20 protein-coding genes and 1 pseudogene are annotated in these 23,843 nt (G+C 63.5%); 11 read left to right on the forward strand and 10 right to left on the reverse strand.

What is annotated here, in order from left to right:
• Nucleotides 1-114, forward strand: a pseudogene (locus F3J19_RS31175) (IS5/IS1182 family transposase); the annotation flags it as partial.
• Between the two features lie 361 nt (nt 115-475).
• Here the strand turns inward: F3J19_RS31175 and F3J19_RS31180 are convergent.
• From F3J19_RS31180 to F3J19_RS31200, 5 genes are all read right to left on the reverse strand, one after another.
• Nucleotides 476-835, reverse strand: coding sequence for a DUF1493 family protein (locus F3J19_RS31180; protein ID WP_167050163.1), 360 nt, complete (start codon nt 833-835; stop codon nt 476-478).
• A complete protein-coding gene (locus F3J19_RS31185; protein ID WP_167050165.1) occupies nt 835-1,266 on the reverse strand; it encodes an STM2901 family protein in 432 nt (143 codons plus the stop codon). Before F3J19_RS31185 ends, F3J19_RS31180 begins: the two co-directional genes overlap by 1 nt.
• A 491-nt stretch (nt 1,267-1,757) precedes the next feature.
• Nucleotides 1,758-2,552, reverse strand: a complete 795-nt coding sequence (locus F3J19_RS31190) for an NAD(P)-dependent oxidoreductase (RefSeq protein ID WP_167050167.1) — start codon at nt 2,550-2,552, stop codon at nt 1,758-1,760.
• A 373-nt stretch (nt 2,553-2,925) separates the two neighbouring features.
• Nucleotides 2,926-3,747 carry an alpha/beta hydrolase gene (locus F3J19_RS31195; protein ID WP_167050169.1) on the reverse strand — a complete coding sequence of 274 codons (822 nt, stop codon included), beginning with the start codon at nt 3,745-3,747 and terminating at the stop codon, nt 2,926-2,928.
• Between the two features lie 11 nt (nt 3,748-3,758).
• Nucleotides 3,759-4,118, reverse strand: a complete 360-nt coding sequence (locus tag F3J19_RS31200) for a hypothetical protein (RefSeq protein ID WP_167050171.1) — start codon at nt 4,116-4,118, stop codon at nt 3,759-3,761.
• 90 nt (nt 4,119-4,208) lie between these two features.
• On the opposite strand from F3J19_RS31200, the gene F3J19_RS31205 reads away from it, so the two are divergent.
• The 4 genes from F3J19_RS31205 to F3J19_RS31220 all read left to right on the forward strand — a co-directional run bounded on the left by F3J19_RS31205 (nt 4,209) and on the right by F3J19_RS31220 (nt 7,964).
• Entirely contained in the window at nt 4,209-5,633 is a 1,425-nt protein-coding gene (locus F3J19_RS31205) for a cytochrome ubiquinol oxidase subunit I (RefSeq protein WP_167050173.1), read from the forward strand.
• Nucleotides 5,634-5,655: 22 nt separating this feature from the next.
• Nucleotides 5,656-6,660: a cytochrome d ubiquinol oxidase subunit II gene (gene cydB / locus F3J19_RS31210; RefSeq protein ID WP_167050175.1), complete on the forward strand. Its 1,005-nt coding sequence runs from the start codon at nt 5,656-5,658 to the stop codon at nt 6,658-6,660.
• Nucleotides 6,635-6,814 carry a hypothetical protein gene (locus F3J19_RS32895; protein WP_167050177.1) on the forward strand — a complete coding sequence of 60 codons (180 nt, stop codon included), beginning with the start codon at nt 6,635-6,637 and terminating at the stop codon, nt 6,812-6,814. Before cydB ends, F3J19_RS32895 begins: the two co-directional genes overlap by 26 nt.
• 349 nt (nt 6,815-7,163) lie before the next feature.
• A complete protein-coding gene (locus F3J19_RS31220) occupies nt 7,164-7,964 on the forward strand; it encodes a response regulator transcription factor (RefSeq protein ID WP_167050179.1) in 801 nt (266 codons plus the stop codon).
• Here F3J19_RS31220 and F3J19_RS31225 read toward each other — a convergent pair.
• Complete coding sequence (locus F3J19_RS31225) at nt 7,930-9,882, reverse strand: hybrid sensor histidine kinase/response regulator (RefSeq protein ID WP_167050181.1); 1,953 nt, start codon at nt 9,880-9,882, stop codon at nt 7,930-7,932. The genes F3J19_RS31220 and F3J19_RS31225 overlap by 35 nt on opposite strands.
• 314 nt (nt 9,883-10,196) lie before the next feature.
• Between F3J19_RS31225 and F3J19_RS31230 the strand changes: the two genes are divergently transcribed.
• The 3 genes from F3J19_RS31230 to F3J19_RS31240 all read left to right on the forward strand — a co-directional run bounded on the left by F3J19_RS31230 (nt 10,197) and on the right by F3J19_RS31240 (nt 15,740).
• Nucleotides 10,197-10,988, forward strand: a complete 792-nt coding sequence (locus F3J19_RS31230) for a hypothetical protein (protein WP_167050183.1) — start codon at nt 10,197-10,199, stop codon at nt 10,986-10,988.
• A gap of 245 nt (nt 10,989-11,233) precedes the next feature.
• Complete coding sequence (locus tag F3J19_RS31235) at nt 11,234-14,650, forward strand: alpha/beta fold hydrolase (protein WP_167050185.1); 3,417 nt, start codon at nt 11,234-11,236, stop codon at nt 14,648-14,650.
• Nucleotides 14,651-14,957: 307 nt separating this feature from the next.
• On the forward strand, nt 14,958-15,740 hold the full coding sequence (locus tag F3J19_RS31240) for a substrate-binding domain-containing protein (protein WP_167050187.1): 783 nt from the start codon (nt 14,958-14,960) through the stop codon (nt 15,738-15,740).
• A 47-nt stretch (nt 15,741-15,787) separates the two neighbouring features.
• Here F3J19_RS31240 and hutC read toward each other — a convergent pair whose 3' ends face one another.
• The 4 genes from hutC to F3J19_RS31260 form a co-directional block, all read right to left on the reverse strand.
• On the reverse strand, nt 15,788-16,483 hold the full coding sequence (hutC, locus tag F3J19_RS31245) for a histidine utilization repressor (protein ID WP_205193417.1): 696 nt from the start codon (nt 16,481-16,483) through the stop codon (nt 15,788-15,790).
• 226 nt (nt 16,484-16,709) lie between these two features.
• The gene (locus F3J19_RS31250) at nt 16,710-17,390 is read right to left on the reverse strand and encodes an isoprenylcysteine carboxylmethyltransferase family protein (RefSeq protein ID WP_167050189.1); all 681 of its coding nucleotides are present in this window, start codon (nt 17,388-17,390) and stop codon (nt 16,710-16,712) included.
• Between the two features lie 53 nt (nt 17,391-17,443).
• Nucleotides 17,444-18,280 carry an arylamine N-acetyltransferase gene (locus F3J19_RS31255; RefSeq protein ID WP_167050191.1) on the reverse strand — a complete coding sequence of 279 codons (837 nt, stop codon included), beginning with the start codon at nt 18,278-18,280 and terminating at the stop codon, nt 17,444-17,446.
• Between the two features lie 213 nt (nt 18,281-18,493).
• Nucleotides 18,494-19,225 carry a hypothetical protein gene (locus F3J19_RS31260; RefSeq protein WP_167050193.1) on the reverse strand — a complete coding sequence of 244 codons (732 nt, stop codon included), beginning with the start codon at nt 19,223-19,225 and terminating at the stop codon, nt 18,494-18,496.
• Nucleotides 19,226-19,556: 331 nt separating this feature from the next.
• Here F3J19_RS31260 and F3J19_RS31265 point away from each other — a divergent pair, with 331 nt between their 5' ends.
• The 3 genes from F3J19_RS31265 to efeB all read left to right on the forward strand — a co-directional run bounded on the left by F3J19_RS31265 (nt 19,557) and on the right by efeB (nt 23,757).
• The gene (locus F3J19_RS31265; RefSeq protein ID WP_167050194.1) at nt 19,557-21,080 is read left to right on the forward strand and encodes a carbohydrate porin; all 1,524 of its coding nucleotides are present in this window, start codon (nt 19,557-19,559) and stop codon (nt 21,078-21,080) included.
• A gap of 205 nt (nt 21,081-21,285) precedes the next feature.
• Nucleotides 21,286-22,380, forward strand: coding sequence for a hypothetical protein (locus tag F3J19_RS31270; protein ID WP_240159380.1), 1,095 nt, complete (start codon nt 21,286-21,288; stop codon nt 22,378-22,380).
• A gap of 36 nt (nt 22,381-22,416) precedes the next feature.
• A complete protein-coding gene (gene efeB, locus F3J19_RS31275; protein ID WP_167050198.1) occupies nt 22,417-23,757 on the forward strand; it encodes an iron uptake transporter deferrochelatase/peroxidase subunit in 1,341 nt (446 codons plus the stop codon).
• Nucleotides 23,758-23,843 lie beyond the last annotated feature (86 nt).

Consider the following 23,843-nt stretch of genomic DNA (forward strand, 5'->3'; position numbering starts at 1 on the left):
CGGCGACTGGCACGCGACTACGAACGCCTGCCCGAAACCCTGGCAGGCTTGCATTTCGTCGTCTTCGCTATGCTCATGCTTGTTCATGCCGTGCCCATTATCCAAAGTGCCTAACACGCTCTAGACGCTGATGATGCCATATATTTCCAGGAGCAGGGCATCCCAATAAAATCGGAATATTATTGAGACTATCGGCACTTCGAAATTATAAAAATAAGAAAATTTTTAAATCTTAAAATCCAAAAACCTGCAATTAAAGACACAAGCATGTCTATCTGCAATGAGGGAGTTTTTTTGAGCTCAGGCAGACCGAAAAATCGAACGCCCCTACCTCGACACGGATGACCACTGTTGAATGGCTATCAAAAAAACATAAGTGGACCTCTGGTTTTCTATCAGTGTCCGAATCAAGTGCTCGTCTGCCAGAGGCCGCCAACAGGTGTCCAGTATGGAGTATTCCCCCGTTTAATCCTCTTCAATAAAATCGCCCCTCAGACAAAACCCCACAATCCCATTTTCCATGGACTATGGCTCTATACAGCATGCCCACCGTCATCAACTCTCTTTTCAGCGACAGAGGTTTTCGCAGGATAAATTTCTTAACGAAATAAAAAATAAATCCCTCCCCCTCCATGAAAAAATACCGACTGAATTCATAGTCTCCCCGATCCACTCTGAAAGTCAGGAAATATTTCTCCATGAATTCATTGGCATCATCTCCGCACTGGCCCAATGAATATACGACGCTCATGTCCTCGGTGATTAGCTTATCAGGCGGAAAACAGGCTTCCTCTACGATGAAATTTCTTAAATCTAGCCATGAGCGCTCACTCATCAAAACACCCTGTCTTCGGATCTGACGATCTGATTATATTTGATAATCGCATGATCCATAATTTCGTACACATCCTTTGCCATCATAATCCAACCCACACCAGGCAAGGTCCTTCCAACAAAGGCGCCCAGTTTGTGTGTTAAGACCCATCTGAACGTCTTCATACTTTCCAGGGTAAATGTTGGCAGTATCTTTTTCTTTAATTGGTATCTAAAAATCGATCTTGACATGACCGATGCCATGGATGTTCCTTGTGTAGCGCCTGCTGGCTTCGCTCTTGTCGGTAACACATTAAGTCCAGAAAGCATCAGTATCAGATATTCAATATCATCAATACCCAGGCGCTCACCGACTTCTTGCATGACAATAAAAATGAATAGCTCGGCGGGAGACAAATCCCAGTGCCCATCGTAATAGTACGCGTTGCTCATATCATATTGTTAGCAAGGCTGCCTCAGCATAAGGAAGGTCGCGATAATAGCCCTCTCTGCCGTATCGATCAATCTTTTTAGCTATCCCAATAAAATATTCCCGCCAAATTATTTATCTCGAAATTTTTTTTAGTGAAGGTCAAATTCCTTCCACTCCTTTACGTCGCTTGGCAACTCGGGTCGATAAGCTCTCTCATTAAAGACAATTCACTGAAAAATCAGTTATTTATAATTTATATTTTAAAAATTTTAGACTGACTTTCCAGCGGCCCCTTCTCTCACTCATCTCTTCTCAAAATTGCCACCGTAACAAACCAACGGCATTACAAGATGTCTCACTCCCGGCAGCCAACCTCTTCATCCCGAAAAAAAACGGCGCCCACCGGGCGCCGCCTATCGGCAATCAAACTCTTCCGAGCCGACTGCCATTCACTCTATTCCACCGTCACCGCGGCAACCGACCATGGCGCAAGCGCCACTCGAACCGCCAATCAATCCTTGCGCGAATAATCGATGCCGACAAACGCGCCGCCCTGGAAGCGCTGACCAAACGCGTCGAGCGGATTCGGGCGCGACAGGACGTCCGCGGCGTAATCTTCGGAATTCTGCTTCGGCCGGTAGCCGAGGCGCTCGGCGCCGCTGTTGTCCCACCAGCTGCGCGTGTTCGCCGACACGCCCCAGACCGTCAGGAAGCCGATGTCTTCCACTTCGATGCAGCGGTCGAGGAAGTGCATGAGGTCTTCATGGCCGAACCACGTGCTGAGCTGACGCGGCTCGGTCGGCCGCTCGAGGCAGCTGCCGATGCGCACGCACACGCTCTCGATGCCGTGCTTGTCCCAGTACATGCGCGCGAGCGCTTCGCCCCACACCTTCGACAAGCCATAGAAGCCGTCCGGGCGTACTTCGCAGTCGAGGCTCAGATGCTCGGTGACCGGGTACATGCCGATCGCGTGGTTCGAGCTCGCGAACACGATGCGCTTCACGCCGTTGCGGCGCGCACCTTCGTAGACTTCGACGAGGCCGCGCAGATTGTTCTCGATGATCTCGGGCAGCGGACGCTCGACGCTCGTGCCGGCGAAGTGGATCAGCACGTCCACGCCGTTGAGCAGCCGGTCGACGACCGCCGGATCGCGCAGGTCGCCGTTCATGACGTCTTCGCCTTCGACGAGCGGCGTCAGCACTTTCGAGCCCGCCGCCGAACGCAACGGAGTACCACGCGCGACGAACGCGGCACGAACGACGGAGCCGAGCTGGCCGCCGGCGCCACTCAGGGCAATCTTCTTCATAGGGGTTCCTTTACTGCGCCGCGCGCGAGATCGAACTGGAAAACAGAGGAAGCGAGTGAAGGACGCACTACGTCGCACCCTACACTCAAGTTGTACGATAACAGACTATCAACGATGGCCGGGTTGATTTCAACTAGGCATTTACCCTTATTTTAACGATCTCAGGCTCGCCAATCCCTTTTAAAACAAAGAGATACGAGTTTTATATTTATAAGACATCATATAACTAAGTGAGTATTTCCCTACTCCATGACGGGCGTTTCCGGCCCGTCGATGAAGTCGGCAAACCGCGAGGACGATCGCGAGGACAGCCAACATGACCCGCCCTCCATCCTCCCCGCGCCGTCATGCCTGCCGTCACACCATTACGCGCTCACGAGCCGATGAATTCGAGCAGGTCGGCATTGACCTTGTCCGCCTCGGTCGTGCACATGCCGTGCTGGCCGCCCGGATAGACCTTCAGCGTCGCGTCCTTGACGATCTTGGCGGTCTGCCGCCCGGCGGCGTCGATCGGCACGATCTGGTCGTCGTCGCCATGCAGCACGAGCGTCGGCACGTCGATCTTCTTCAGGTCCCCGGTATAGTCGACTTCGGAGAACTGCCTGATGCACTCGTACAGCCCCTTGATCGAGCCGGCCATGCCCTGACGCCAGAACGAATCGATCACGCCCTGCGACACCTTCGCGCCCGCGCGGTTGTAGCCGTAGAAAGGCACCGCAAGGTCCTTGAAGAACTGCGAGCGATCGTCTTCGACGCCCTTGCGAATGCCGTCGAATACGTCGATCGGCAGGCCGAGCGGATTGTCGGCAGTCTTCAGCATCAGCGGCGGCACCGCGCCGATCAGCACGGCCCTGGCGACACGCGCCGTGCCATGCCGGCCGATGTAGTGCGCGACTTCGCCGCCGCCCGTCGAATGGCCGACCAGCGTCGCGTCCCGCAGGTCGAGATGCTCGATCAGCGCCGCGAGATCGTCGGCGTAGGTGTCCATCTCGTTGCCGTCCCACGGCTGCTCCGAGCGGCCATGGCCGCGGCGGTCATGCGCGATCACGCGAAAGCCCTTGTTGCCGAGAAACAGCATCTGCGCATCCCACGCATCGGCGGTGAGCGGCCAGCCATGCGAAAACACGACCGGGCGCCCCTTGCCCCAATCCTTGTAGAAAATCGCGGTACCGTCTTTCGTCTTGATCGTGCTCATCGACTGACTCCTCAGGTTGAAGTCTGCCGTCGTCGGCAGGTGGGGATGAAACGGCTTCGGCAACGTGCATCGTAGAAGTAAAAGAATCCTCCCGCCAGCTCGCCGGCCCGCGATGTCGGGCCGGACGGATCGATCCTCGGTTGAAAACGGACCACCACCGAACCCGGGCCTTGCCCAAACGTTGCCCAATCACCCTGCTGCAGCGCGGTCGATTGCCGCAGCGCGCGTCGAGGCGCGCAAAACAGCGCACGTGCATCGATCAGTAAAACTTGATACCCATCAATAGCTTGCGCGCCCCATCGGCGTATCGCGCATAAAACAAGGCGGTTTTTTGACGCACGCCGCAGCGCAGCACGATTTGCTTCGATCACCTACGCTTGCGTCATCTGCCCAGCGCAGTGCGCACCGACAACAGTCGACGCGCGTAGTCCGCTCATGCGGCCATCACGCACCTCACGCTCATGAACTCCGCAATCTCGGCATTCGATCTCGCCCGCATTCAATTTGCGTTCACCGTTTCATTCCACATCGTTTTTCCGGCGCTCAGTATCGGTCTCGCCAGTTTCATCGCCGTGCTCGAATGGCGCTGGCTGCAAACAGGTAAGGCGTACTACCAAGATCTTTGCCTGTTCTGGTCGAAGATCTTCGCAGTGGCCTTCGGCATGGGTGTCGTCTCCGGCGTCGTCATGAGCTATCAGTTCGGCACCAACTGGTCGGGCTTTTCGAGTTTCGCGGGGCCCGTCACCGGTCCGCTGCTGATGTACGAAGTGATGACCGCGTTCTTTCTCGAAGCGGGCTTCCTCGGCATCATGCTGTTCGGCTGGCAGCGCGTGAGCCCGCGCGCGCACTTCGGCGCAACGCTGATGGTGGCGGTCGGCACGCTGATCTCGACCTTCTGGATTCTCGCCTCGAATAGCTGGATGCAAACACCGCAAGGCTTCGAGGTCGTCAACGGCCAGGTCGTGCCGCTCGACTGGTTCAAGATCATCTTCAATCCGTCGTTCCCGTACCGGCTCGCGCATATGGCGCTCGCCGCGTTCATCGTCGCGGGGCTCGTGGTCGCGGCGGTCGGTGCATGGCATCTGCTGCGCGGCCGGCGCGATCCGGCCGTGAAGAAGATGTTTTCGATGGCGCTGTGGCTGCTGCTGATCCTCACGCCGATCCAGGCATTCGTCGGCGATCAGCACGGTCTGAACACGCGCCAGTATCAGCCGGCCAAGATCGCCGCGATCGAAGGTCTGTGGGACACCGAAAAAGGCGGCACCGCGCTGAACCTGTTCGGTATCCCCGACATGAAGGCGGAAACCACGCGCTATGCGATCGCGATCCCTCACCTCGGCAGCCTGATCCTCACGCATAGTTGGGATGGCGAAATTCGCGGCCTCAAGTCATTCCCGCCGCAGGACCGGCCGAACTCGACCGTGGTGTTCTGGAGCTTCCGCCTCATGGCCGGGCTCGGCGTGCTGATGATCGCGATGTCGCTCGCGGCCTGGGTGCTGCGTCGCCGCGGGCGTCTGTTCGACGCGAAGTGGTTCCAGCGCCTGTGCGTCGCGATGGGGCCGAGCGGCTTCGTCTCCTTGCTGGCCGGCTGGGTCACGACCGAAGCGGGCCGCCAGCCGTGGGTCGTGTACGGCGTGATGCGCACCTCGCAGGCAGTCTCGCCGCTGACCACGCAGCAGGTCGGCCTCTCGCTGATGACCTTCGTGGTGGTCTACTTCCTCGTGTTCGGCACCGGCATCTACTACATGCTGAAGCTGATGCGCTCGGGTCCGGCGCGGCCCGGCAGCGGCTCGCACGACGCGCCCGACAGCCTCGCCCGGCCGACGCCCGCCCAAACCGCACGCCGTCCGCTGTCCGCCGCCGATCAGATGATCGACGCTGTCTAACCTTAGCTTCGAGAGCAAGAAAATGGACGTCACCGTCGTATGGGCCGCGATCATCGCATTGGGCCTTTTCATGTATGTCGTGCTGGACGGCTTCGATCTGGGCATCGGCATCGTCTTCCCGTTCTTCCCCGACGAAAAGGAACGCGACCTGATGATGAACACGGTCGCGCCGGTCTGGGACGGCAACGAAACCTGGCTCGTGCTCGGCGGCGCCGCGCTGTTCGCGGTGTTTCCGGTCGTCTATTCGACCGTGCTGTCGGCACTGTATCTGCCGCTCGTCTTCATGCTCGTGTGCCTGATCTTTCGCGGCGTATCGTTCGAGATCCGCGCGAAGGCTCGCCGCACGAAGCACCTGTGGGACCTCGCCTTCATCGGCGGCTCGGCCGGCGCGACATTCTTCCAAGGCATCGTGCTCGGCGCGTTCCTGCAAGGCATCCCCGTGATCGACGGCGCCTATGCCGGCGACGCGTTCGGCTGGCTCACACCGTTCAGCCTGCTGACGGGCCTCGGGCTCGTCGCGACCTATGCGCTGCTCGGCTGCTGCTGGCTCGTCGCGAAGACCGAGGGCGATCTGCAGCGCCGGCTGCATCGCGTGGTATGGCCGCTCACGCTCGTGCTGCTCGGCTTCATCGCGCTCGTGAGCCTCTGGACGCCACTGATGGACGCCGGCATCGCGCAGCGCTGGTTCCACGACGGCATCTTCCACCGTCTGCTGCCGGTGCCGTTCCTCGTCGCAATCTGCACGTTCTTCATGCATCGCGCGGTGCGCGCGCGCCATCACAACACGCCGTTCGTGCTCGCGCTGACGCTCGTGCTACTCGGCTACCTCGGGCTACTCGTGAGCCTGTGGCCGTATGCGATTCCGTCGAGCCTGACGCTATGGCAAGCGGCCGCGCCGCGCACGAGTCAGACGTTCACGCTGGCCGGCGCGGCGGTGATTCTGCCGGTCATCGTCGCGTACACGACGATGGGTTACTGGATCTTCCGAGGCAAGGTGCGCCATGACGACCCCCATCACTATCACTGACCCCGCCGGCACCCGCGCCGCCGCGCCACGCGCACGCAGACTGCCGGGCTGGCTCTGGTTCATCGCCCTATGGTGCGGCGGCGTGGCCGGGGCGATGTCGCTCGGTTTCGCCTTCAAGCTTCTGATGAATGCAACGTTATTCGCAGTCGGATAGCCGCCTGCGAACGCGCGTCGATCCGGCCTGCATAACCTGCCGGGGCACGCGCGAAAGCGCTTAAAAAAAGGCCCGCGCGGCTCGTCTACCTAGCAAGCCGGAACCTATGCGCGAGAGCCCTGCCTTACACATCAGGTAGCGCATCGAACGATGCCGGCGAGGGAGAGGAACGAGACGGACAACGGTAAGCGACGCAGAAGCGCGGCCCGGGTATCGGGACGAAAGCACGCCGCGCAAGCCTGATGCACGAGCGCGGAATACCGGCCATGATGCGTTTCACGAGAACAGAAGCACACTATCCTGCAACGGCGGTAGCCCTCAACGGACAGGCCCGACTCGCGGAGACATCATGAAGTTTCTTGTGGCCGACGACCATGAACTGATCCGGCAAGGCGTCAAAGGCATGCTGCGCGGCTTCGATCCCGAAGCCCAGTTCGACGAAGCCGATAGCTGGGAAACACTCGCCAGCGCCGCGCGTCCCGATGCCAATCACGATCTCGCGATCGTCGATCTGCATATGCCGGGCATGAGCGGCGCAAGCTCGCTCGAAGCGCTGCTCAAGGCGAACCCGGCGCTGCCGCTCGTGGTGCTGTCGGCGGAAGAATCGCCCGACGAAATGCGTGCGGTGCTCGCGGCCGGCGCGCTCGGCTTCGTGCCGAAGCGGCAGCCCGCCAGCGTGATGCTGAAGGCGATCGAGCTGGTGCTCTCCGGCGGCGCCTATGTGCCGATGGAAGCGCTGAGCCTGCTCGGCGCACGCGATACGCCAGCGGCCGATGCCTGCGCCGGCGCGGCTTCCGGCACGGGAGCTGAAACGGCCGCCGCGCTCGTCGGCATCGCCAGCCACGGCGGCGCCGCTCAGGCCACCGCACAATCCGCCGCTCAGGCGCCGATCCCGAGCCCCGCCGCGCGGATGCCGGCGCTCCAGCCGCATCAGCAGCATCTGCTGGAAAACCTCTCGCCGCGTCAGCAGGACATCATGCGGCTCGTGCATCGCGGCTGGACCAACAAGATGATCGCGCGCGATCTCGGCGTCGCCGAAGGCACCGTCAAGGTGCATCTGTCGGTGATCTTCCGCGCGCTCGGCGTGCATAACCGCGCGACGGCGATTGCGGTAATCAACGGCTGGCTCGAGGCGGGGAAGAGTTTGTAGCGACGGGGTTCGCGGCGATGGCGCTCACCGTGGCCGCGCCGGTTGCTGTCTCGTTCTGTACACCGCTGCTTGCACCACCCTTGCCGCCCTCGCCACCGTCTATGCCCGCCCCCGCACCGTCACGCAACATGGGTGCCGCCGCCGGCCGTCCCTTGTCCAGTTCCGCCTGCTGCCACAGCATTTCGAGCGTGCGCCGCAGGCGCGCCGGCGTCACCGGCTTGTGCAGCACCGGTATGCCCTGCAACACGAGCGCCGAGAGTTCCGTCGACGCCATATCGCCGGTAATCAGCAAGGTCGCGACATTGCCATGACCCGCGCGCGCGAGCGCGCCGCGCACTGCCGCCAACGCCTGCGCGCCGGTGCGGTGATTCGCGAGCTGGTAATCGCAGAGCACCGCATCGGGCACGAAGCCGTCCGCGAGCGCGGCCAGCGCCTCGGCTTCATCGCGCGCGCCGAACGCGCTGCACCCCCAACGCCGTAGCAGGCTTTCGATTCCTTCGAGAATCGACGGGTCGTCGTCGATGCACAGCACGCGCCGCTCCTGCGCCGCCGGCCCGCCCGTCACCGAGTCGTTGAGACTCCCGACGATGCCGGCCGCGTCGCCCGCCTGCACCGCAAAGCGGAACACGGAGCCGCGCCCCGGCGCCGAGCGCAACTGCAGTTCGCCGCCGAGCAGATCGACGAGCCGCTTGACGGTCGGCAGCCCGAGGCCGTGCCCCTGACGCGCGTCGCGCTGCGGATTCGCGACCTGATAGAACTCCTCGAAAATATGCGCGTGCTCCTCGGGCGCAATGCCGATGCCCGAATCGCGCACCTCGATAAAACCGCCCGTCTGCCGTCCCGCGCGCCGCAAGCCAAGCCAGATCGCGCCCTCTTCGGTGTAACGCACCGAGTTCGACAGCAGGTTGCTCAGCACGCGTTCGAGCAGTACGGGGTCGTCGTAGACGACCATCGCGGTCGGCGCGATGCGCAGCGCGAGCCCCTTCGCCGCGGCCTGCGGACGATACTGGCTGCCGACCCGCTCGAACAGTTCGGCAAGCCTGAAATGCAGGCGAATCACCTGGGTCACGCCGCTTTCGAGCCGCGCGAGATCGAGCACCTGGTTGAACAACTGGTTCAGCGCCTCGACGTTGTAGACGATGTGCCCGGCCGTCTTCGCGTGCTGCACCGGCGTCGCGGCCGGATCGTTCAGCGATGCCGCGAGCAGTCCGATCGCATGCAGCGGCTGCCGCAAATCGTGGCTCGCGGCCGCGAAAAAGCGCGTCTTCGCGAGGCTAGCTTCTTCGGCCACGCGTTTTTGCGTCGCCAGCGATTCCGCGAGGTACTGCTGATCGACGCGCGCCTGCACGACCTGGCGAAACAGCTTGCGGTAGCTCATCGCATAGACGTTGATCGCGCAGAAGAAAAACGCGAGGACGATCGCGAGAATCGTGCGGTCGAACGTATGCGAGCCGAAATGCAGCACGATCGACGGCAGTAGCAGGAACGGGATCGAGGTCGAAAAGTTCAGGAGGTCGAAACCATTCGACATGAAGACGCCGGCGGCGAGCGTCACGAGCATCACGGTATGCAGCAAGGGCAGATCGGCCTGCGAACTCTGGAACGCGAACCACACCGCGAAGCCGGGGCCGCTGTAGAGCAACACGCCGCGCAACGCATGCAGACGAATCCACTCGCGCGGCGCAACGAGTTGCGGATAGCGCCGGTTGCAGATCCATAGCGCGAGGCCCGCGCAATTGGCTAGCGCATAGAAGCCGAAACACGCGATAAAAAGCGCTGGCGACGGTATCTGCGGCCAGTAGATCGCAATGAGCACGGCCATCGAAAACCAGTGCGAAAAGAAGGCGATCGGATCTTGCGCATAGAGCACGCGCACAAGGTCTTCGTCGATGGCACGCTGGATCGGGTCGGCCCGCATCGCGCGGTCTCCTTTGTCGAACGGCGCGGCCCCGACATGGCCCACGCGCCGATTATCCCCACCATGCGCCCGCTTCGCGAGCGCGACATTTCCCCGAACGCACGTCCACTCTTCAGACGAAAAGAAAGGAATCCGTCAGAAGGTTTACCCGGCAGTTTACCCATCAGCTAACACTTAATCCATATAGGCGCGAGCGTTGCCGCGAACCATACTGCATTCACGTTTCAGCGCGGCATTTCAGGCTTCATCCAACGCTTCGCGGCCCACCGCCGAAGCTCACCGCGCTCCTTGTCCCCACGCTGACGGAGGTTTCCATGGGCGCAGTCCCAAGCTACGAGTTCGCCCGCCAACTCGACGACGCGATCCTGCCCGACCTGTGGCGCAGACGCACCCGGCTGTCCGCGGACGAAATGGTGTCGATCGTCGAACTGGTCCGGCGCGCGTTGCGGACCTATCACCCGCTCGAATTGCAGGCGCTCGGCGAAGACAAGGAAGAACTGGTCGCTCAGTTCATCTACGCAAAGGTACTGCGCCTCGCGCCCGGCCACACCGAAACGAGCGCCTGCGCGGACAGCGCGCCGTCGAACAGCTACGCGGTATGCGCCTATTTCCGCCGCTATCTGATCGACTGCCTGCGCAGCGCCGGCCATCAACGCAACGTCTCGATGGAAAACGAGGGCATCGAGCAGGAAATCGATCTGCATGCCCAGGCACTCGAAGATCCGGTGCAAAGCGTGCTGCTGCAATACGGTCTCGACGAGCAGTGCGTGAGGTTCGCAGCACGCGAATTTATCGAAGGGCTCGACGAGCCCGAACGGATCGTGCTGGCGGGCAGCCTCGGCTGGTGCTCGGAAAGCAAGGGCGGGCTCGCGGCGGTGGCAACTCGGCATCGGGTCCCCTCTTATCACTATCGCGCCGTCAAACTCGGCGTCACGATGAAAAAGACGGCCGGCGCCGAGGAATTTTCCAACACGAAGATCGGCCGCTGGCTCACCGACGTGCTCGGCATCGCCATCGACATCGAAAATCGCGAAGCTATCCTGCTCGCGCTGAACCTGCTCGCCGCGGAATCGAGCGACAGCGAAATGAATGAAGTGGCCGCCTAACGGACGACATAACAGGCCACATAAAAAGCGATGGACCCGCGCATGAGCGCACGGCCGGCCAAACCACAAGAAAACCGCCCGCTCATGGCGCCCGACACGTCGCACGCTACGGTTGCGCGCCTTGCACGGCGCGCTTTTTTTGTGCGCCCATTCCACCTACGATAAAAAATCTGCTGCCGCGCGCCGTCTTTATTCCGAAGCACAGCTTCCGTTCCCCGCATCCGACTCCAGACGAGGTGGTCCTGATGAACCGCTTATCGAGCGCGCCGACGGCGCTGCAACGGCATTACGAAGTGGTCGTGGTCGGTTCCGGCTATGGCGGCGCGATCGCCGCGAGCCGCATGGCGCGCGCGGGCCGCAGCGTCTGCGTGCTCGAGCGCGGCCGCGAATTCATGGCCGGCGAATACCCGCGCACGCCCGTGCAGGGCGGCGAGCAGCTCCAGTACAACACGGCCGAGGCGCAACTCGGCTCGCCGCTCGCGCTGCTCGAAGTACACGTGAACGAGGACGTCAATGCGGTGGTCGGCTGCGGGCTCGGCGGCACCTCGCTGATCAATGCGAACGTCGCGCTCGAAGCCGATCCGCGTCTCTGGGACGACCCGCGCTGGCCGGCCGCGCTGCGCGCCGACAGCGACGGACGCGACGCAGGTTATGCGCTCGCGCGGAAGATGCTGTCGCCGTCGCCGGTGCCCGCCGATTTTGGGCCGCTGCCGAAGCTCGACGCACTCGAAAAATCGGCGCAGGCGCTCGGCATGGCGAACCGCTTCAGCCGCCCGCCGATCACGGTCACGTTCACGAAGGGCCCGAATGCGGCCGGCGTCGAACAGCAGCGCTGCGTCGGCTGCGGCGATTGCAACTCGGGCTGCAACTACGACGCGAAGAATTCGACGCACATGAACTATCTGCCCGATGCGGTCGCGCACCGCGCACAGATTTTCACGGGCGCGGCCGTGCATTCGGTGCTGCGCGATCCGGACACGCAGCAATGGAAGGTCAACTTCCAGCTCGTCGAACTCGGCCGGGAGAGCTACGGCGCGCCCGATCTGTTCGTGCTGGCCGACGTCGTCATCGTGGCGGCGGGAACGATCGGTTCAAGCGCGCTGCTGCTGCGTTCGCGCAAGGAAGGCCTGAGCACCTCGGACATGCTCGGCCGGCGCTTCACCGGCAACGGCGACGTGCTGGCCTTCGCGTACAACACCCGCGACACGATCAACGGCGTCGGCTGGGGCGAGCATGCGCCAGGCGAAATTCCCGTGGTCGGGCCGACCATCACCGGGCTCATCGACGTTCGCCAGAACGGGCCGGATGCGAAGGACGGCTACGTGATCGAGGAAGGTTCGCTGGCCGGGCCGGTCGGCGAAGCGCTGGTCGGTATGCTCGGCGCGGTCGCGCCGCTCGAAGGCGTGGACCCGGGCGGACCGCCGACGCTGCGCGAGCGGCTCGCCTACGACGCGCGCGCCATCGAGAGCCTGATACGCGGCCCGTATCACGGCGCGCTGAACCACACGCAAAGCTATCTCGTGATGGCGCATGACGACGAGGATGGCCGCATCACGATCGACGAGCGGGGACGCGCGCGCATCGAGTGGAAAAACGCTGGACGCCAGCCGCTCTTCAAGGCGATCGAGAACGTGCTGATCCAGGCCACCGCGCCGCTCGGCGGCAAATATCTGCGCAATCCGATTTCGACAAAGATTCTCGGCAGGCGCACGGTCACCGTGCATCCGCTCGGCGGCTGCGGAATGGGCGAGGACGCGGAACGTGGCGTAGTCGATCATATGGGCCGCGTATTCAGCGGCACGGCTGGCAATGCGGTACACGACGGCCTCTATGTGATGGACGGCGCGGTGATGCCGATGTCGCTCGGCGTGAATCCGCTGCTGACCATCTCCGCGCTCGCCGAGCGCAATTGCGCGCTGCTCGCGAAGACGCACGGCTGGTCGATCGATTACGCGAAAGCGGGCGAGGCCGCCGCGCCGCCCGCGCAAAAAATCGGCCTGCGCTTCACCGAGACGATGGTCGGCACCTACACGCCGAAGGTGGCCGGCGAGGCGGCGACGAGCCCGATCGAATTCACGCTCACGGTCGAGTCCGACGATCTCGCCGATATGCTTGGCAATCCACAGCATCTCGCGCACACCGCTGGCACGCTGACCTGCCCCGCTCTGTCCGCGCAACCGCTGACGATCACGGACGGCACGTTCAACCTGTTCGTCGTCGACGCATCGGATGTCGACGAACGCAACATGACGTATCGCATGACGCTCAACGCGGCCGAGGGCAACACCTACTATCTGAGCGGCAGGAAGATCATCACGCGCACTTCGCCGATCAATCTCTGGGAGCAGACCAATACGCTTTACGCGGACATCCGCGCGACGGCCGACGACACCGCGCCGCCGCTCGGCACCGCGACCTTGATCATCACGCCGGAAAACTTCCTCAAGCAGCAGCGCACGCTCGAAGTCACGCACGCGCCCGATCTGAAAACGCGCCTCGAATGGACGCTGAAGTTCGGCCGGTTCTTCGCGGGCGTGCTGTTCACCGAATACGGCGGCGTGGCCGCGCCGTTGCAGTTCTACGATCCGGCGCTGCCGCCGCGCGCGAAGCGCACGCTGCGCGCGCCGGCGCCGCAAATCAGCTGGTTCGATACGCCCGACGGCACGACGCTCAGGCTCACGCGCTACGTCGATCCGGCCGCGGGCAACGCCGGCAAACCGGTCCTGCTGATTCATGGCTCGGGCGTATCGAGCCGCATCTTCTCGACCGATCTGACGCCGACCAATCTCGTCGAATATCTGTGCGCCTCGGGCTTCGACGTCTGGCTCGTCGATCTGCGCGTGAGCATCGAACTGCCGAGCGTGCTCGTGCCGACCAATGTCGACAAGGTCGCGCGCGAGGACATTCCCGCCGCGGTCGCGAAGATTCTCGCGCTGACCGGCGCACCGAACCTGCAGGTGCTCGGTCATTGCATGGGCGGGCTCGCGCTGAGCATGTCGCTGATGCATGGGCTCGAAGGCGTACGCTCGGCGGTAATTTCGCAGGTGTCCGCGCATCCGGTGCCCGGCACGCTGCAACGGATCAAGGCCGGACTTCATATTCCCGACCTCATGCAGCATCTGCGGATACGCGATCTGACCGCCTATACGCAGCAGGATTCGTGGCCCGCGAACCTGCTCGACGAAGCACTGCGGCTCTATCCGCTCGATCACGACGAGGGCTGCGGCAATCCGGTCTGCCATCGCGCGACGTTCCTGTATGGACTGCTCTACGAACACCAGAAGCTCAACGAAACGCTGCATGCGAACCTGCAGGAGCTGTTCGGCATTCACGACGTCGCCGTATTCATGCATCTGGCGGCGATGGTGCGGGCCGGCAAGCTCGTCGATGCGCATGGCGACGACGTGTACTTCACCGGCGCGAACGGCATGAAAGGGCTCGCGGGTATGCGCCTGCCGATCGGCTTCATTCACGGCGAGAAGAACGAGACCTATCTGCCGAAGAGCACTGAACTCACCTACGACATGCTGCGCGGCGCGTTCCCCGAGCAGCCGTATGAACGGCATCTGATTCCGGACTATGGGCATATCGACTGCATCTTCGGCAAGAACGCGGCGGTCGATGTTTATCCGGTGATCGTGCAGTATCTCAACGCGCATTGACGGCACGCATTGGCGTGCCGTCATCGGCGCCGTGCATCGGGCGATGCGCGGCGCGCGTTTCAATTCGCCGCTGTTGCGTCGCTTCGCTTGGTCGTGCCGCTGTGTCGTGCTGCTGCGTTATGCCGCCGTGTTGCCCCGCCTCGTCGATGCGTAACGCGTCATCCGCATGACATGGGTTCTCCTCGCGCCATCATTCCGGTATGGTTCATGTTGCGCGACGCGCGGCCCTCCCCGCTTTTTCCGCGCCACGCTTTCGTTGCGCCTTCATTCCACGCACACTCATCCACCCGTACTCTCACTCATCGCGATGAAAAAATTCTTTCTGGCCTTGTTCACCGCCGGCTTGCTCGGCAACACCGTCGCCGCGACGAACGTGCAGGCGGCCGAACTGCGCGTCATGACCTCGGGCGGCTTCACCGCCGCTTACAAGGAACTCGGGCCGACGTTCGAGGCCTCGAGCGGCAACACGCTCGACACGATCCTCGGACCGTCGATGGGTCAATCGCCCGAAGCGATTCCGAACCGGCTCGCGCGCGGCGAATCCGCCGACGTCGTCATCATGGTCGGCTATGCACTCGACGATCTGATCAAGCAGGGCAAGGTCATTCCCGGCTCGCGCGTGGAACTCGCGGATTCGCGCATCGGCATGGTCGTGCGCGACGGCGCGCCGAAGCCCGACATCAGCACGATCGAAGGGCTGAAAAACACGCTGCTGCACGCGAAATCGATCGCCTACTCGGACAGCGCGAGCGGCGTCTATATTCAACGCGAGATGTTCAAGCGGCTCGGTATCGAAGATCAGGTGAGCGCAAAAGCGAAGATGGTGCCGAAGATTCCGGTTGCCTCGGTCGTCGCGAACGGCGACTACGAAGTCGGCTTCCAGCAGGTCAGCGAATTGCTGCCGGTCAAGGGCGCGACCTTCGTCGGCAAGATTCCCGAATCGGTGCAATCGGTCACGCGCTATGCCGCAGGTATTCCGGTGAATGCGCCGCATCCGCGCGAAGCGAAAGCGCTGCTCGACTATCTCGCGTCGCCCGCGGCGCAGGAGACGGTCCGCTCGACCGGGCTCGATTCGGTCTCCGCGCCCTGAGTCGAATGGCTGAATGCGCAGCGAAGCGCGGCTGAAACAACGCCGTGCTATACGGTCCCGGCCAGATGAAAACGCGAGGCCGGATGCCATAGCCGCACCGAGGTCGCGACGTTCTCGCCGACCCACGTGCGCCGCCATAGCAGCAGACACGGCTCGCCGATATCCATCATCAGATGCCGCCGCACATGGGCATCGGGCTTTTGCGCGTAGATGCGAAACTCGGCGCGCTGCACCGGCGCGACCCGCACCATGTAGTGATTCGGCGTTTCGACCGAGAAATCCTGTTGCAGGTATTCGGGGAACACCTTCGGATTGACGTAGCGGTCCTCGTACTGGATCGGCACGCCTTCCTCGCTGTGCACGATGCACGAGTGATACGCGGGGCCGTTTGCGAGACCGAGCGCGTCGAGCGCTTCGGCGTCGTCGCCCGGTTCGAGCGTCAGCACGCGCGCCGTATGGCGATGACCGCGCGCGGCGATTTCATCGGCGATATTGCGGATTTCCAGCACCGTCGATTCATAACGCTGCGCCGCGACGAATGTGCCCGAGCCTTGCACACGCGTAAGCACGCGCTCAGCGGTCAGTTCGCGCAGCGCGCGCGACACCGTCATGCGCGCGACGCCGAATTCCTTGACCAGTTCCGTTTCGGACGGAATCAGCCCGCCCGGTTTCCAGACACCCTCGCCGATGCGATCGAGCACATAACGCTTGATCTGCTCATAAGCGGGCACCGCCTTGACCAGTGCATCGCGGCCGCGGCCGGCGCGGTTCCGCTCCCGCTCGTGGTCCTGCCCGTGGTGCGGGTCGTCCGGTACGGCGGACACGCCGCGCGCCTGTGTCGTTGTTTTCACTGCAAGCCTCATGGGTCGTGCGCCGGCAATACACGTCGTACACCGTGGCCGGTTCTCCGGCGGCCGGGCCCAATCTTACCCGGTTCGGCGGCGAGGCCGGACGCTCGACGCTGCGCGCCTACCAGATGAACGGCACGAAGCGGAACCGCACGCGCTTCATATAGGCCGCGTAACCGTCGAGTTGTTCGGCAAGCAGACGCTCCTCGCGCACCGCGCGCCAACCGAAGCCGAACGCCGCCACCGGCAACGCCGCGAGTCCCCACCACGAGCCGAGCAACAGCGGCGTGCCGACGAAGAACAGCAGCGCGTCCGCATACATCGGATGACGCACATACGCATAAGGCCCCGTGTCGGCAACCTTATGACCGCGGCTCGCCTGAATCTTCACGACCGGCGCCGCATAGCTATTGGCGCGAAACACGAAGCGGCACAGGAAGATGCAGAGGAACACGCATAGCGCGCCGAAGCTCGCGAGCCAGAGCGGCAGCGGCGCGGACCAGCGAAAGCGCACCGCATCGAAGCCCATCAGGATCAGCCAGCCGAGCCACGCGGGCGCGACCGCGGCCATGAACAGACGATCCCAGCGGCTCTGCTGCGTCTGCACGAATGGCGCGAGCCGCTCGGCCAGCAACGCGGGATCGTGCCGCGCGAGCCACACGCCGAGCCATAGGCTCAACACGGCCAGTTCGATCAGATACCACCATGCGGCCGGCCATGCGAGCGTGCCCGCCGCGCCGAACAGCAGCACGCCCATGCTCGCGAGCCACGCGAGCGATTGCAGGATCAGACGCGCGATCATGGCGATATCTCCCTTGGATCGGCTCCTTATGCAGGCGTCTTGGGCCGTCGCCGTCAGGCGGCCTCGCCGCGCGTGCGCACGCGCTCGAACACCGCGCCGATGTCGAGGTCTTCGAGATTCAACCCGAAGCGCTCGCGCAGACAATCGGCAAGCTCGCCGGCACTGGCCAGTTGCCGCTCGGTGACGAGCCGCCCTTGTGCATCGCGTTCGTTCAACTGATCGTTAAAGAGCGTGACGCGCAGCCCCGGCAACACGCGGCACACGATCAGGTTCTGCGCAAAGATGGAATCCGGCGAGGTCGACGTGTACCAGTTCGACGTTTCGTAATCGATCCATTCGACCGGATGCAGATCGAAACGATAGACGCGCACCCAGCTTTCGTCGGGCTCCTGCATTTCGAGCGTCAGCATGTCGCGGCCGGCGTCGGCGAGACGGAACGTGCCGAGCGGCGTCGGTTGCGCGATGCCCGCGCTCAGACGCAGCGGCTCGGTCAGCGTCACGCTGCCGAAGCCGACGTCGGCGATCCATGTGTCGTTGCCGAGGTCGATGCGCAGCACCATGTGCGTGCGCGGCGGAATCGTATCGGATGCGCGCCCCCACAGCACGCGCCCGAGCATCGGCGTGATCCTGAAGCCGAGTTGCATCAGCACGTTGGCGAACAGCGAGTTCTGCTCGAAGCAGTAGCCGCCGCGCCTGCTGGCGACGAGCTTGTGCTCGATCGCTTCGAGGTCCAGCCTGACGGGGCGGCCCGTCAGCGTGTTGAGGTTTTCGAACGGAATCGCTGCCGGGTGCAGCCCGTGAAGCACCTGCAGAACTTCCAGCGTGGCCGCGCGCGGGCCCGTGTAGCCGATGCGCGCGAAGTAGCGTTCGAGATTGATGGCGTGGGGCATCGGCGTGGTTCCGGTAGAGAGGAGCGAGTTCGGCACGCGCGGGCCGCGCCTGTCTGCACGTTGCGATGCATGCTCATAGGCACACAGCACACAGCACGCGGCCCGCCTCATGAAACGATCATAGCGGCTTTTTGCGTCTCTCCGGCATGGCACGGCCGAGCGGAAAGCAACGATGTCCGCGCCGCGCCCGCTACCCGCTTCCTCCCGCCGCGGCTACATGCCCTTCAACGCCGCCGTCGCGGCCGACGGCACGCTGATGCCATGGCTCGACGCGAACTGCACGGCCGCACTGAGCGTCGACGTCAACGACTTCAACTGCCCCGGCGCCGATTGCGCGATATACGACGCGCTTTGCGCGGTCTGCGGATTGAGCCCCGACTGCAGCAACGAGGACGGACTCATCTGGCCGACGCTGCCGAGCCCCGACTGCAAGCTCGAATACTGGCTCACGCCCTTGCCGAACGACGACAGCCCATCGGTAAACGCCTGCTTGTCGACCGGCGCCGCCGACGCGCCGCCGCTCGCCTGACTCGCGAACGCACCGGTGAGCTTCTGCGACAACGACTGCTGCGTGCTGCCCATCTGCGTCAACTGGCTGACCGACGGCGTGCCGCCGCTCAGCAGCCCCGCGGCCTGCTGCGCCTGGCCGGCCGCGCTCGTCATGCCCATCGCCGAGGCGAGGCTCGATTGACCGCTCAGCACCTGCTGGTTCGCGCCCACATAGCCTTGCAGCAATTGCGACACGCCGCTCGACGAAGTACTGCCGGCATTACCGCCCAGTGCATTGCCCACCGCGGCGCCGAGCCCGCCGCCGGCCGAACCGCCGGTCGAACTGTCGCCGCCGCCGAGGCCGAACTGCTTCAGGCTCATCTGCGCATGCGCCGCGCCGCCCGCGAGCAGCGCACCGCTCGTCAGCAATGAAACCAGAAGAATGCGTCGATTCATTTCCCTCTCCTTACGTTGGCTGTCAAATTACCCGTGCGCTTCGACATCGCGCGCTCGCGCACGTTTCGTACGACCACATAAATACGATTAAATTACATATTAATTCCTCATTCATTACGCCGTCATGCCTTTTGGGCGCAGTCCGTAAAGAGCGGCATTACACCGCAGTAATATTGATGAGAATCGTTCTCATTTATATTGACTCCTGAAATCCGAGTACGTACGATCACGCCATCTACTGCGCCGGCATCCCGGGACATCGCGCGAATTCGCACGCGGGGCAGTCGCAACGTTGATTCGATCAGTAGAAACAACATCAATAAGGATCTCGATGAAGTTTGCCCAACTCAACGGACGCCGCGCCTACGCGCGTCCTCCTTGCGACTCCTCGACACGTCCCGCTGCAACCCATCGTACGCGCCTGCCTTCGATGCGGCACGTCGCGCTCTGCACGGCCTTCGCATGGGCCTCGCTGAACGCCGGCACGGCGATGGCCGAAACCAGTCCCGACGCCACCCCGGAAGCGCCCGAAGCCGACCTGAAAATCCAGGCGGCCCAGACCGACCAGTGGACCGGCGTCTGGAACCGTCAGCAGATGCTCGGCGACATCGGCGGCCTGCGTCCGTGGCTCGGCAAATACGGCGTGACCCTCACCGTGACCGAAACCAGCGAAGTGCTCGCGAACCTGCGCGGCGGTCTCGCGCGCGGCGCCGACTACGACGGCCTCACGACCGCCACCCTGCAGATGGACACCTCGAAGGCGTTCGGCCTGCCCGGCGGCCTCTTCAACGTGAGCGCGCTGCAGATCCACGGCGCGAACCTCAGCGCCAACAAGCTCGGCACGCTCAATACGGCGAGCGGAATCGAGGCCGACGACGCGACGCGTCTGTGGGAACTCTGGTATCAGCAGTCGTTTCTCGACAAGCGCGTCGACGTGAAGATCGGCCAGCAAAGTCTGGACCAGGAATTCATCGTGAGTTCGTACGCGGCGCTGTTCCTCAACACGATGTTCGGCTGGCCCGCGCTGCCCTCGTACGACCTGCCCTCGGGCGGCCCCGCGTATCCGCTCTCGGCGCTCGGCGTACGCGTGCGCGGCCAGATCACGCCGTCGTTGACCGCGCTGGCCGGCGTGTACTCGGGCGACCCGCTCGGCAACGACCCCAGCAACATGAGCGGCACGAACTTCAACCTGCATAACGGCGCGTTGTGGATCGGCGAATTGCAGTACGCGATCAACCAGCCGTCCGACGGTCAGATGGTCGGCGCGGGCGGCGGCGGCCTGCCCGGCACCTACAAGATCGGCGTCTGGTACAACACGAACAGTTTCGCGGATCAGCGTTACGACAACCTCGGCCTGTCGCTCGCGAACCCGGCGTCCACCGGCGTGGCCGCGAACCATCACGGCAATTACAGCATCTACGCGGTCGCCGACCAGATGGTGTGGCGTCCGGACCCCGACGAGCCGCGCAGCCTCGGCGTGTTCGCGCGCGTGATGGGCGCCCCCGGCGACCGCAACCTCGTGAGCCTCGCGGCGAACCTCGGCATCGTGCTGAAAGCGCCGTTCAAGGGCCGCGACAACGACAGCGCCGGTCTCGCGCTGACCTACATCAAGATCGGCAATCACGTCAACGGACTCGATCAGGATACCCTGGCATTCAACGGCGGCCCGTACGGCGTGCGCACGAGCGAAACCGCGCTCGAAGCGACCTACCAGTACCAGGTCAATCCGTGGTGGCAACTGCAGGCCGACGCGCAGTACACGTTCAACGCGGGCGCCGGCCAGAACCCGAACGATCCGACGCAGCCGCTGCGCAATACGTTCGTCGTCGGCGTACGGACCCTCATCAATTTCTGATGCCGCTCGTGCCCTCTCTCCACGCAGGCATTCAGACACGCCTGCACTCACACGCAATCGGACCCGCACTTTCCATGCTTTCGCTCCTCACCGCTACCCACGCTTTGTGCTCATGTACGGAGGCCCAATCGTGAACCATCCCACGCGCCAGTTTTCGCCGCGCGCCGCGCGGGCCCGGCTCGCCGCAACCGCTGCTGCAACCACCATGGCAGCCGCTGCTGCTCTCGTGACGACCAGCGCCGCCCATGCCGAGCCGCAAGGTTTCCTCGAAACCATCAAGCACCACACGACGCTCATCAACACCGTGCCCGATAACGGCGACCAGAATCCGTACGCGGTCGTGGTCGCACCCGTCAGCGCCGGCACCGTGAAGAAGGGCGACGTGCTGGTCGGCAACTTCAACAACTCGACGAACCTGCAAGGCACCGGCAGCACGATCGTCGACTATCACCCAGACACCCAACAGATGACGGTGTTCGCGACCGTGCCGCGCGACCTCAAGGAATGCCCGGGCGGCATCGGCCTCTCGACCGCGATGACGATGCTGAAGTCGGGCTACGTGATCGTCGGCAGCACGCCGAGCAACGACGGCACCACCGGCACCAAGGGCGCGGGCTGCCTGATCGTGATCGACCCGCAAGGCAAGATCGCCTCGACGATCTCGAGCCCGAACATCAACGACCCGTGGGGCAACATGGCCGTGGTCGACAACGGCACGAGCGCGACGCTGTTCGTCAGCAACGCGGGCTTCGGCGTCGGCGGCGCGGACGGCGAACCGCCCGTGTTCAAGCAGGCCACCGTGCTGCGCCTCGACCTCGACGTGCCGCAGGACAAGCCGCCCGTCGTGAAGAAGGAAACCGTGATCGGCAGCGGCTTCGGCGCGCAGGCCGACAAGGGCGTGTTCCTCGTCGGCCCGACCGGGCTGTCGCTGTCGGCCGATCAGAAGCTGCTGTACGTGTCCGATGCGATCGGCAACCGCATCACCGAGATCGACGATCCGCTCACGCGCGACACGAGCGCGGGCGTCGGCCGCCAGCTGACCGCCGACGGCCTGCTGCATCGTCCGCTCGCGATGACCACCGCGCCCAACGGCCATCTGCTCGTGACCAACGCGCTGAACGGCCAGGTCGTCGAAATCGATCCGGCGAGCGGCAAACAGCTCTACGCGCGCTGGATCGACACCGACAAGGCGCAATCGCCGCCGGGCAACGGCGACCTGTTCGGCATCGCGATGACGCCGGAAGGCGACGGCTTCTACTACGTCGAAGACGACGTGAATACGCTGGTGCTCGCGAAGTAAGCCACGCGCGTCGGCCCCCTTGAAAACGAAGTGACCATGACAAACGATCAACCCCCAAAGCCGCAACGTCCGCAACGTCCGTCGCGGCGCGGCTTTCTGAAGGCGGGCGGTGCGGCGGTCGCGGCCGGCGCGTCGCTCGGCGCCGGCCTCGCAAGCTCGCAGGCCGCGTTCGCCAAAGCGCCCGCGCCTAGCACCGCGAACGCGCAGAGCACCGATCCGCAGCTCGCGGTCGAGCCGTTCTACGGCGCGCATCAAGGCGGCATCACCACGCCGCAGCAGAGCCACACCTATGTCGCCGCACTCGATCTGACCACCGACAAGCGCGACGACGTGATCGCCTTGCTGCGCGCGTGGACCGAAGCGGCCGCGCGCCTCACGCAGGGCAATACGGCCGCCGCGCTGCCCACGGGCGACGCCGGCGACAACCAGGCCGCGCCCGATTCCGGCGACGTGCTCGGCCTCGGCCCGAACGGCCTCACGATCACGTTCGGCTTCGGCCCCGGCCTCTTCACGAAGGACGGCCAGGACCGTTACGGGCTCGCCTCGCGCCGCCCCGCCGCGCTCGTCGATCTGCCGCGCTTCAACGGCGATCAGCTAGTCAAGGAGAAGACCGGCGGCGACCTGTTCATCCAGGCCTGCGCGAACGACGCGCAAGTCGCGTTTCACGCGGTGCGCCAGCTGTCGCGCCACGCCTACGGCGTCGCGACGATGCGCTGGGGCCAGGCCGGTTTCCTGTCGGGTCCGCGCGGGCAGACGCCGCGCAACCTGATGGGCTTCAAGGACGGCACCAACAACCCGTCGACCGCGAAGCCGGAACTGATGAACCAGTTCGTGTGGGCCCGCGCCACCGACGACGCGCCGTGGATGGAAGGCGGCACCTACACGGTCGTGCGGCGCATCCGCATCACGCTCGAACACTGGGACAACACCGAGCTCGGCTTCCAGGAGCAGGTGTTCGGCCGCCACAAATACAGCGGCGCGCCGATCGGCAGCAAGCACGAGTTCGACCCGGTGGACCTGAAGGCCGAGGACAAGGACGGCAATCCGGTGATTCCGGAGAACTCGCACGTGCGTCTGTCGAATCAGGCGAGCAACAACGGCGCGCAGATTCTGCGCCGCTCGTATTCGTACAACGAAGGCACGAACTTCTATATCGAGCGCTGGCCGCCATGGCGCCAGGAAACCGAGTACGACGCGGGGCTGATTTTCATCGCGCACCAGAGCGACCCGCGTAGCGGCTTCATCCCGATCAACGAACGGCTCGCGAAGTTCGACATGATGAACCAGTTCACGACCCACGTCGGCAGCGCGATCTTCGTCGTGCCGCCGGGGGCGAAGCCGGGTTCGTATGTCGGCGCGGGGCTGTTCGAGACGTGATGCGCGCACGGACTCCCGCGCAATATCCATCAGACATCCGAAGCAAACGAAGCACGCCGGTCGCCTGGCGACCGGCCCACTCAACA

This window comes from Burkholderia sp. Ax-1724 (assembly GCF_011752995.1).
Classification (GTDB): Bacteria; Pseudomonadota; Gammaproteobacteria; order Burkholderiales; family Burkholderiaceae; genus Paraburkholderia.

Coding starts and splice junctions, on each gene's coding strand:
- F3J19_RS31180 (WP_167050163.1), bottom strand. CDS start 835: ATGAGTGAGCGCTCATGGCTAGATTTAAGAAATTTCATCGTAGAGGAA.
- F3J19_RS31185 (WP_167050165.1), bottom strand. CDS start 1,266: ATGAGCAACGCGTACTATTACGATGGGCACTGGGATTTGTCTCCCGCC.
- F3J19_RS31190 (WP_167050167.1), bottom strand. CDS start 2,552: ATGAAGAAGATTGCCCTGAGTGGCGCCGGCGGCCAGCTCGGCTCCGTC.
- F3J19_RS31195 (WP_167050169.1), bottom strand. CDS start 3,747: ATGAGCACGATCAAGACGAAAGACGGTACCGCGATTTTCTACAAGGAT.
- F3J19_RS31205 (WP_167050173.1), top strand. CDS start 4,209: ATGAACTCCGCAATCTCGGCATTCGATCTCGCCCGCATTCAATTTGCG.
- cydB (WP_167050175.1), top strand. CDS start 5,656: ATGGACGTCACCGTCGTATGGGCCGCGATCATCGCATTGGGCCTTTTC.
- F3J19_RS32895 (WP_167050177.1), top strand. CDS start 6,635: ATGACGACCCCCATCACTATCACTGACCCCGCCGGCACCCGCGCCGCC.
- F3J19_RS31220 (WP_167050179.1), top strand. CDS start 7,164: ATGAAGTTTCTTGTGGCCGACGACCATGAACTGATCCGGCAAGGCGTC.
- F3J19_RS31225 (WP_167050181.1), bottom strand. CDS start 9,882: ATGCGGGCCGACCCGATCCAGCGTGCCATCGACGAAGACCTTGTGCGC.
- F3J19_RS31230 (WP_167050183.1), top strand. CDS start 10,197: ATGGGCGCAGTCCCAAGCTACGAGTTCGCCCGCCAACTCGACGACGCG.
- F3J19_RS31235 (WP_167050185.1), top strand. CDS start 11,234: ATGAACCGCTTATCGAGCGCGCCGACGGCGCTGCAACGGCATTACGAA.
- F3J19_RS31240 (WP_167050187.1), top strand. CDS start 14,958: ATGAAAAAATTCTTTCTGGCCTTGTTCACCGCCGGCTTGCTCGGCAAC.
- F3J19_RS31250 (WP_167050189.1), bottom strand. CDS start 17,390: ATGATCGCGCGTCTGATCCTGCAATCGCTCGCGTGGCTCGCGAGCATG.
- F3J19_RS31255 (WP_167050191.1), bottom strand. CDS start 18,280: ATGCCCCACGCCATCAATCTCGAACGCTACTTCGCGCGCATCGGCTAC.
- F3J19_RS31260 (WP_167050193.1), bottom strand. CDS start 19,225: ATGAATCGACGCATTCTTCTGGTTTCATTGCTGACGAGCGGTGCGCTG.
- F3J19_RS31265 (WP_167050194.1), top strand. CDS start 19,557: ATGAAGTTTGCCCAACTCAACGGACGCCGCGCCTACGCGCGTCCTCCT.
- F3J19_RS31270 (WP_240159380.1), top strand. CDS start 21,286: ATGGCAGCCGCTGCTGCTCTCGTGACGACCAGCGCCGCCCATGCCGAG.
- efeB (WP_167050198.1), top strand. CDS start 22,417: ATGACAAACGATCAACCCCCAAAGCCGCAACGTCCGCAACGTCCGTCG.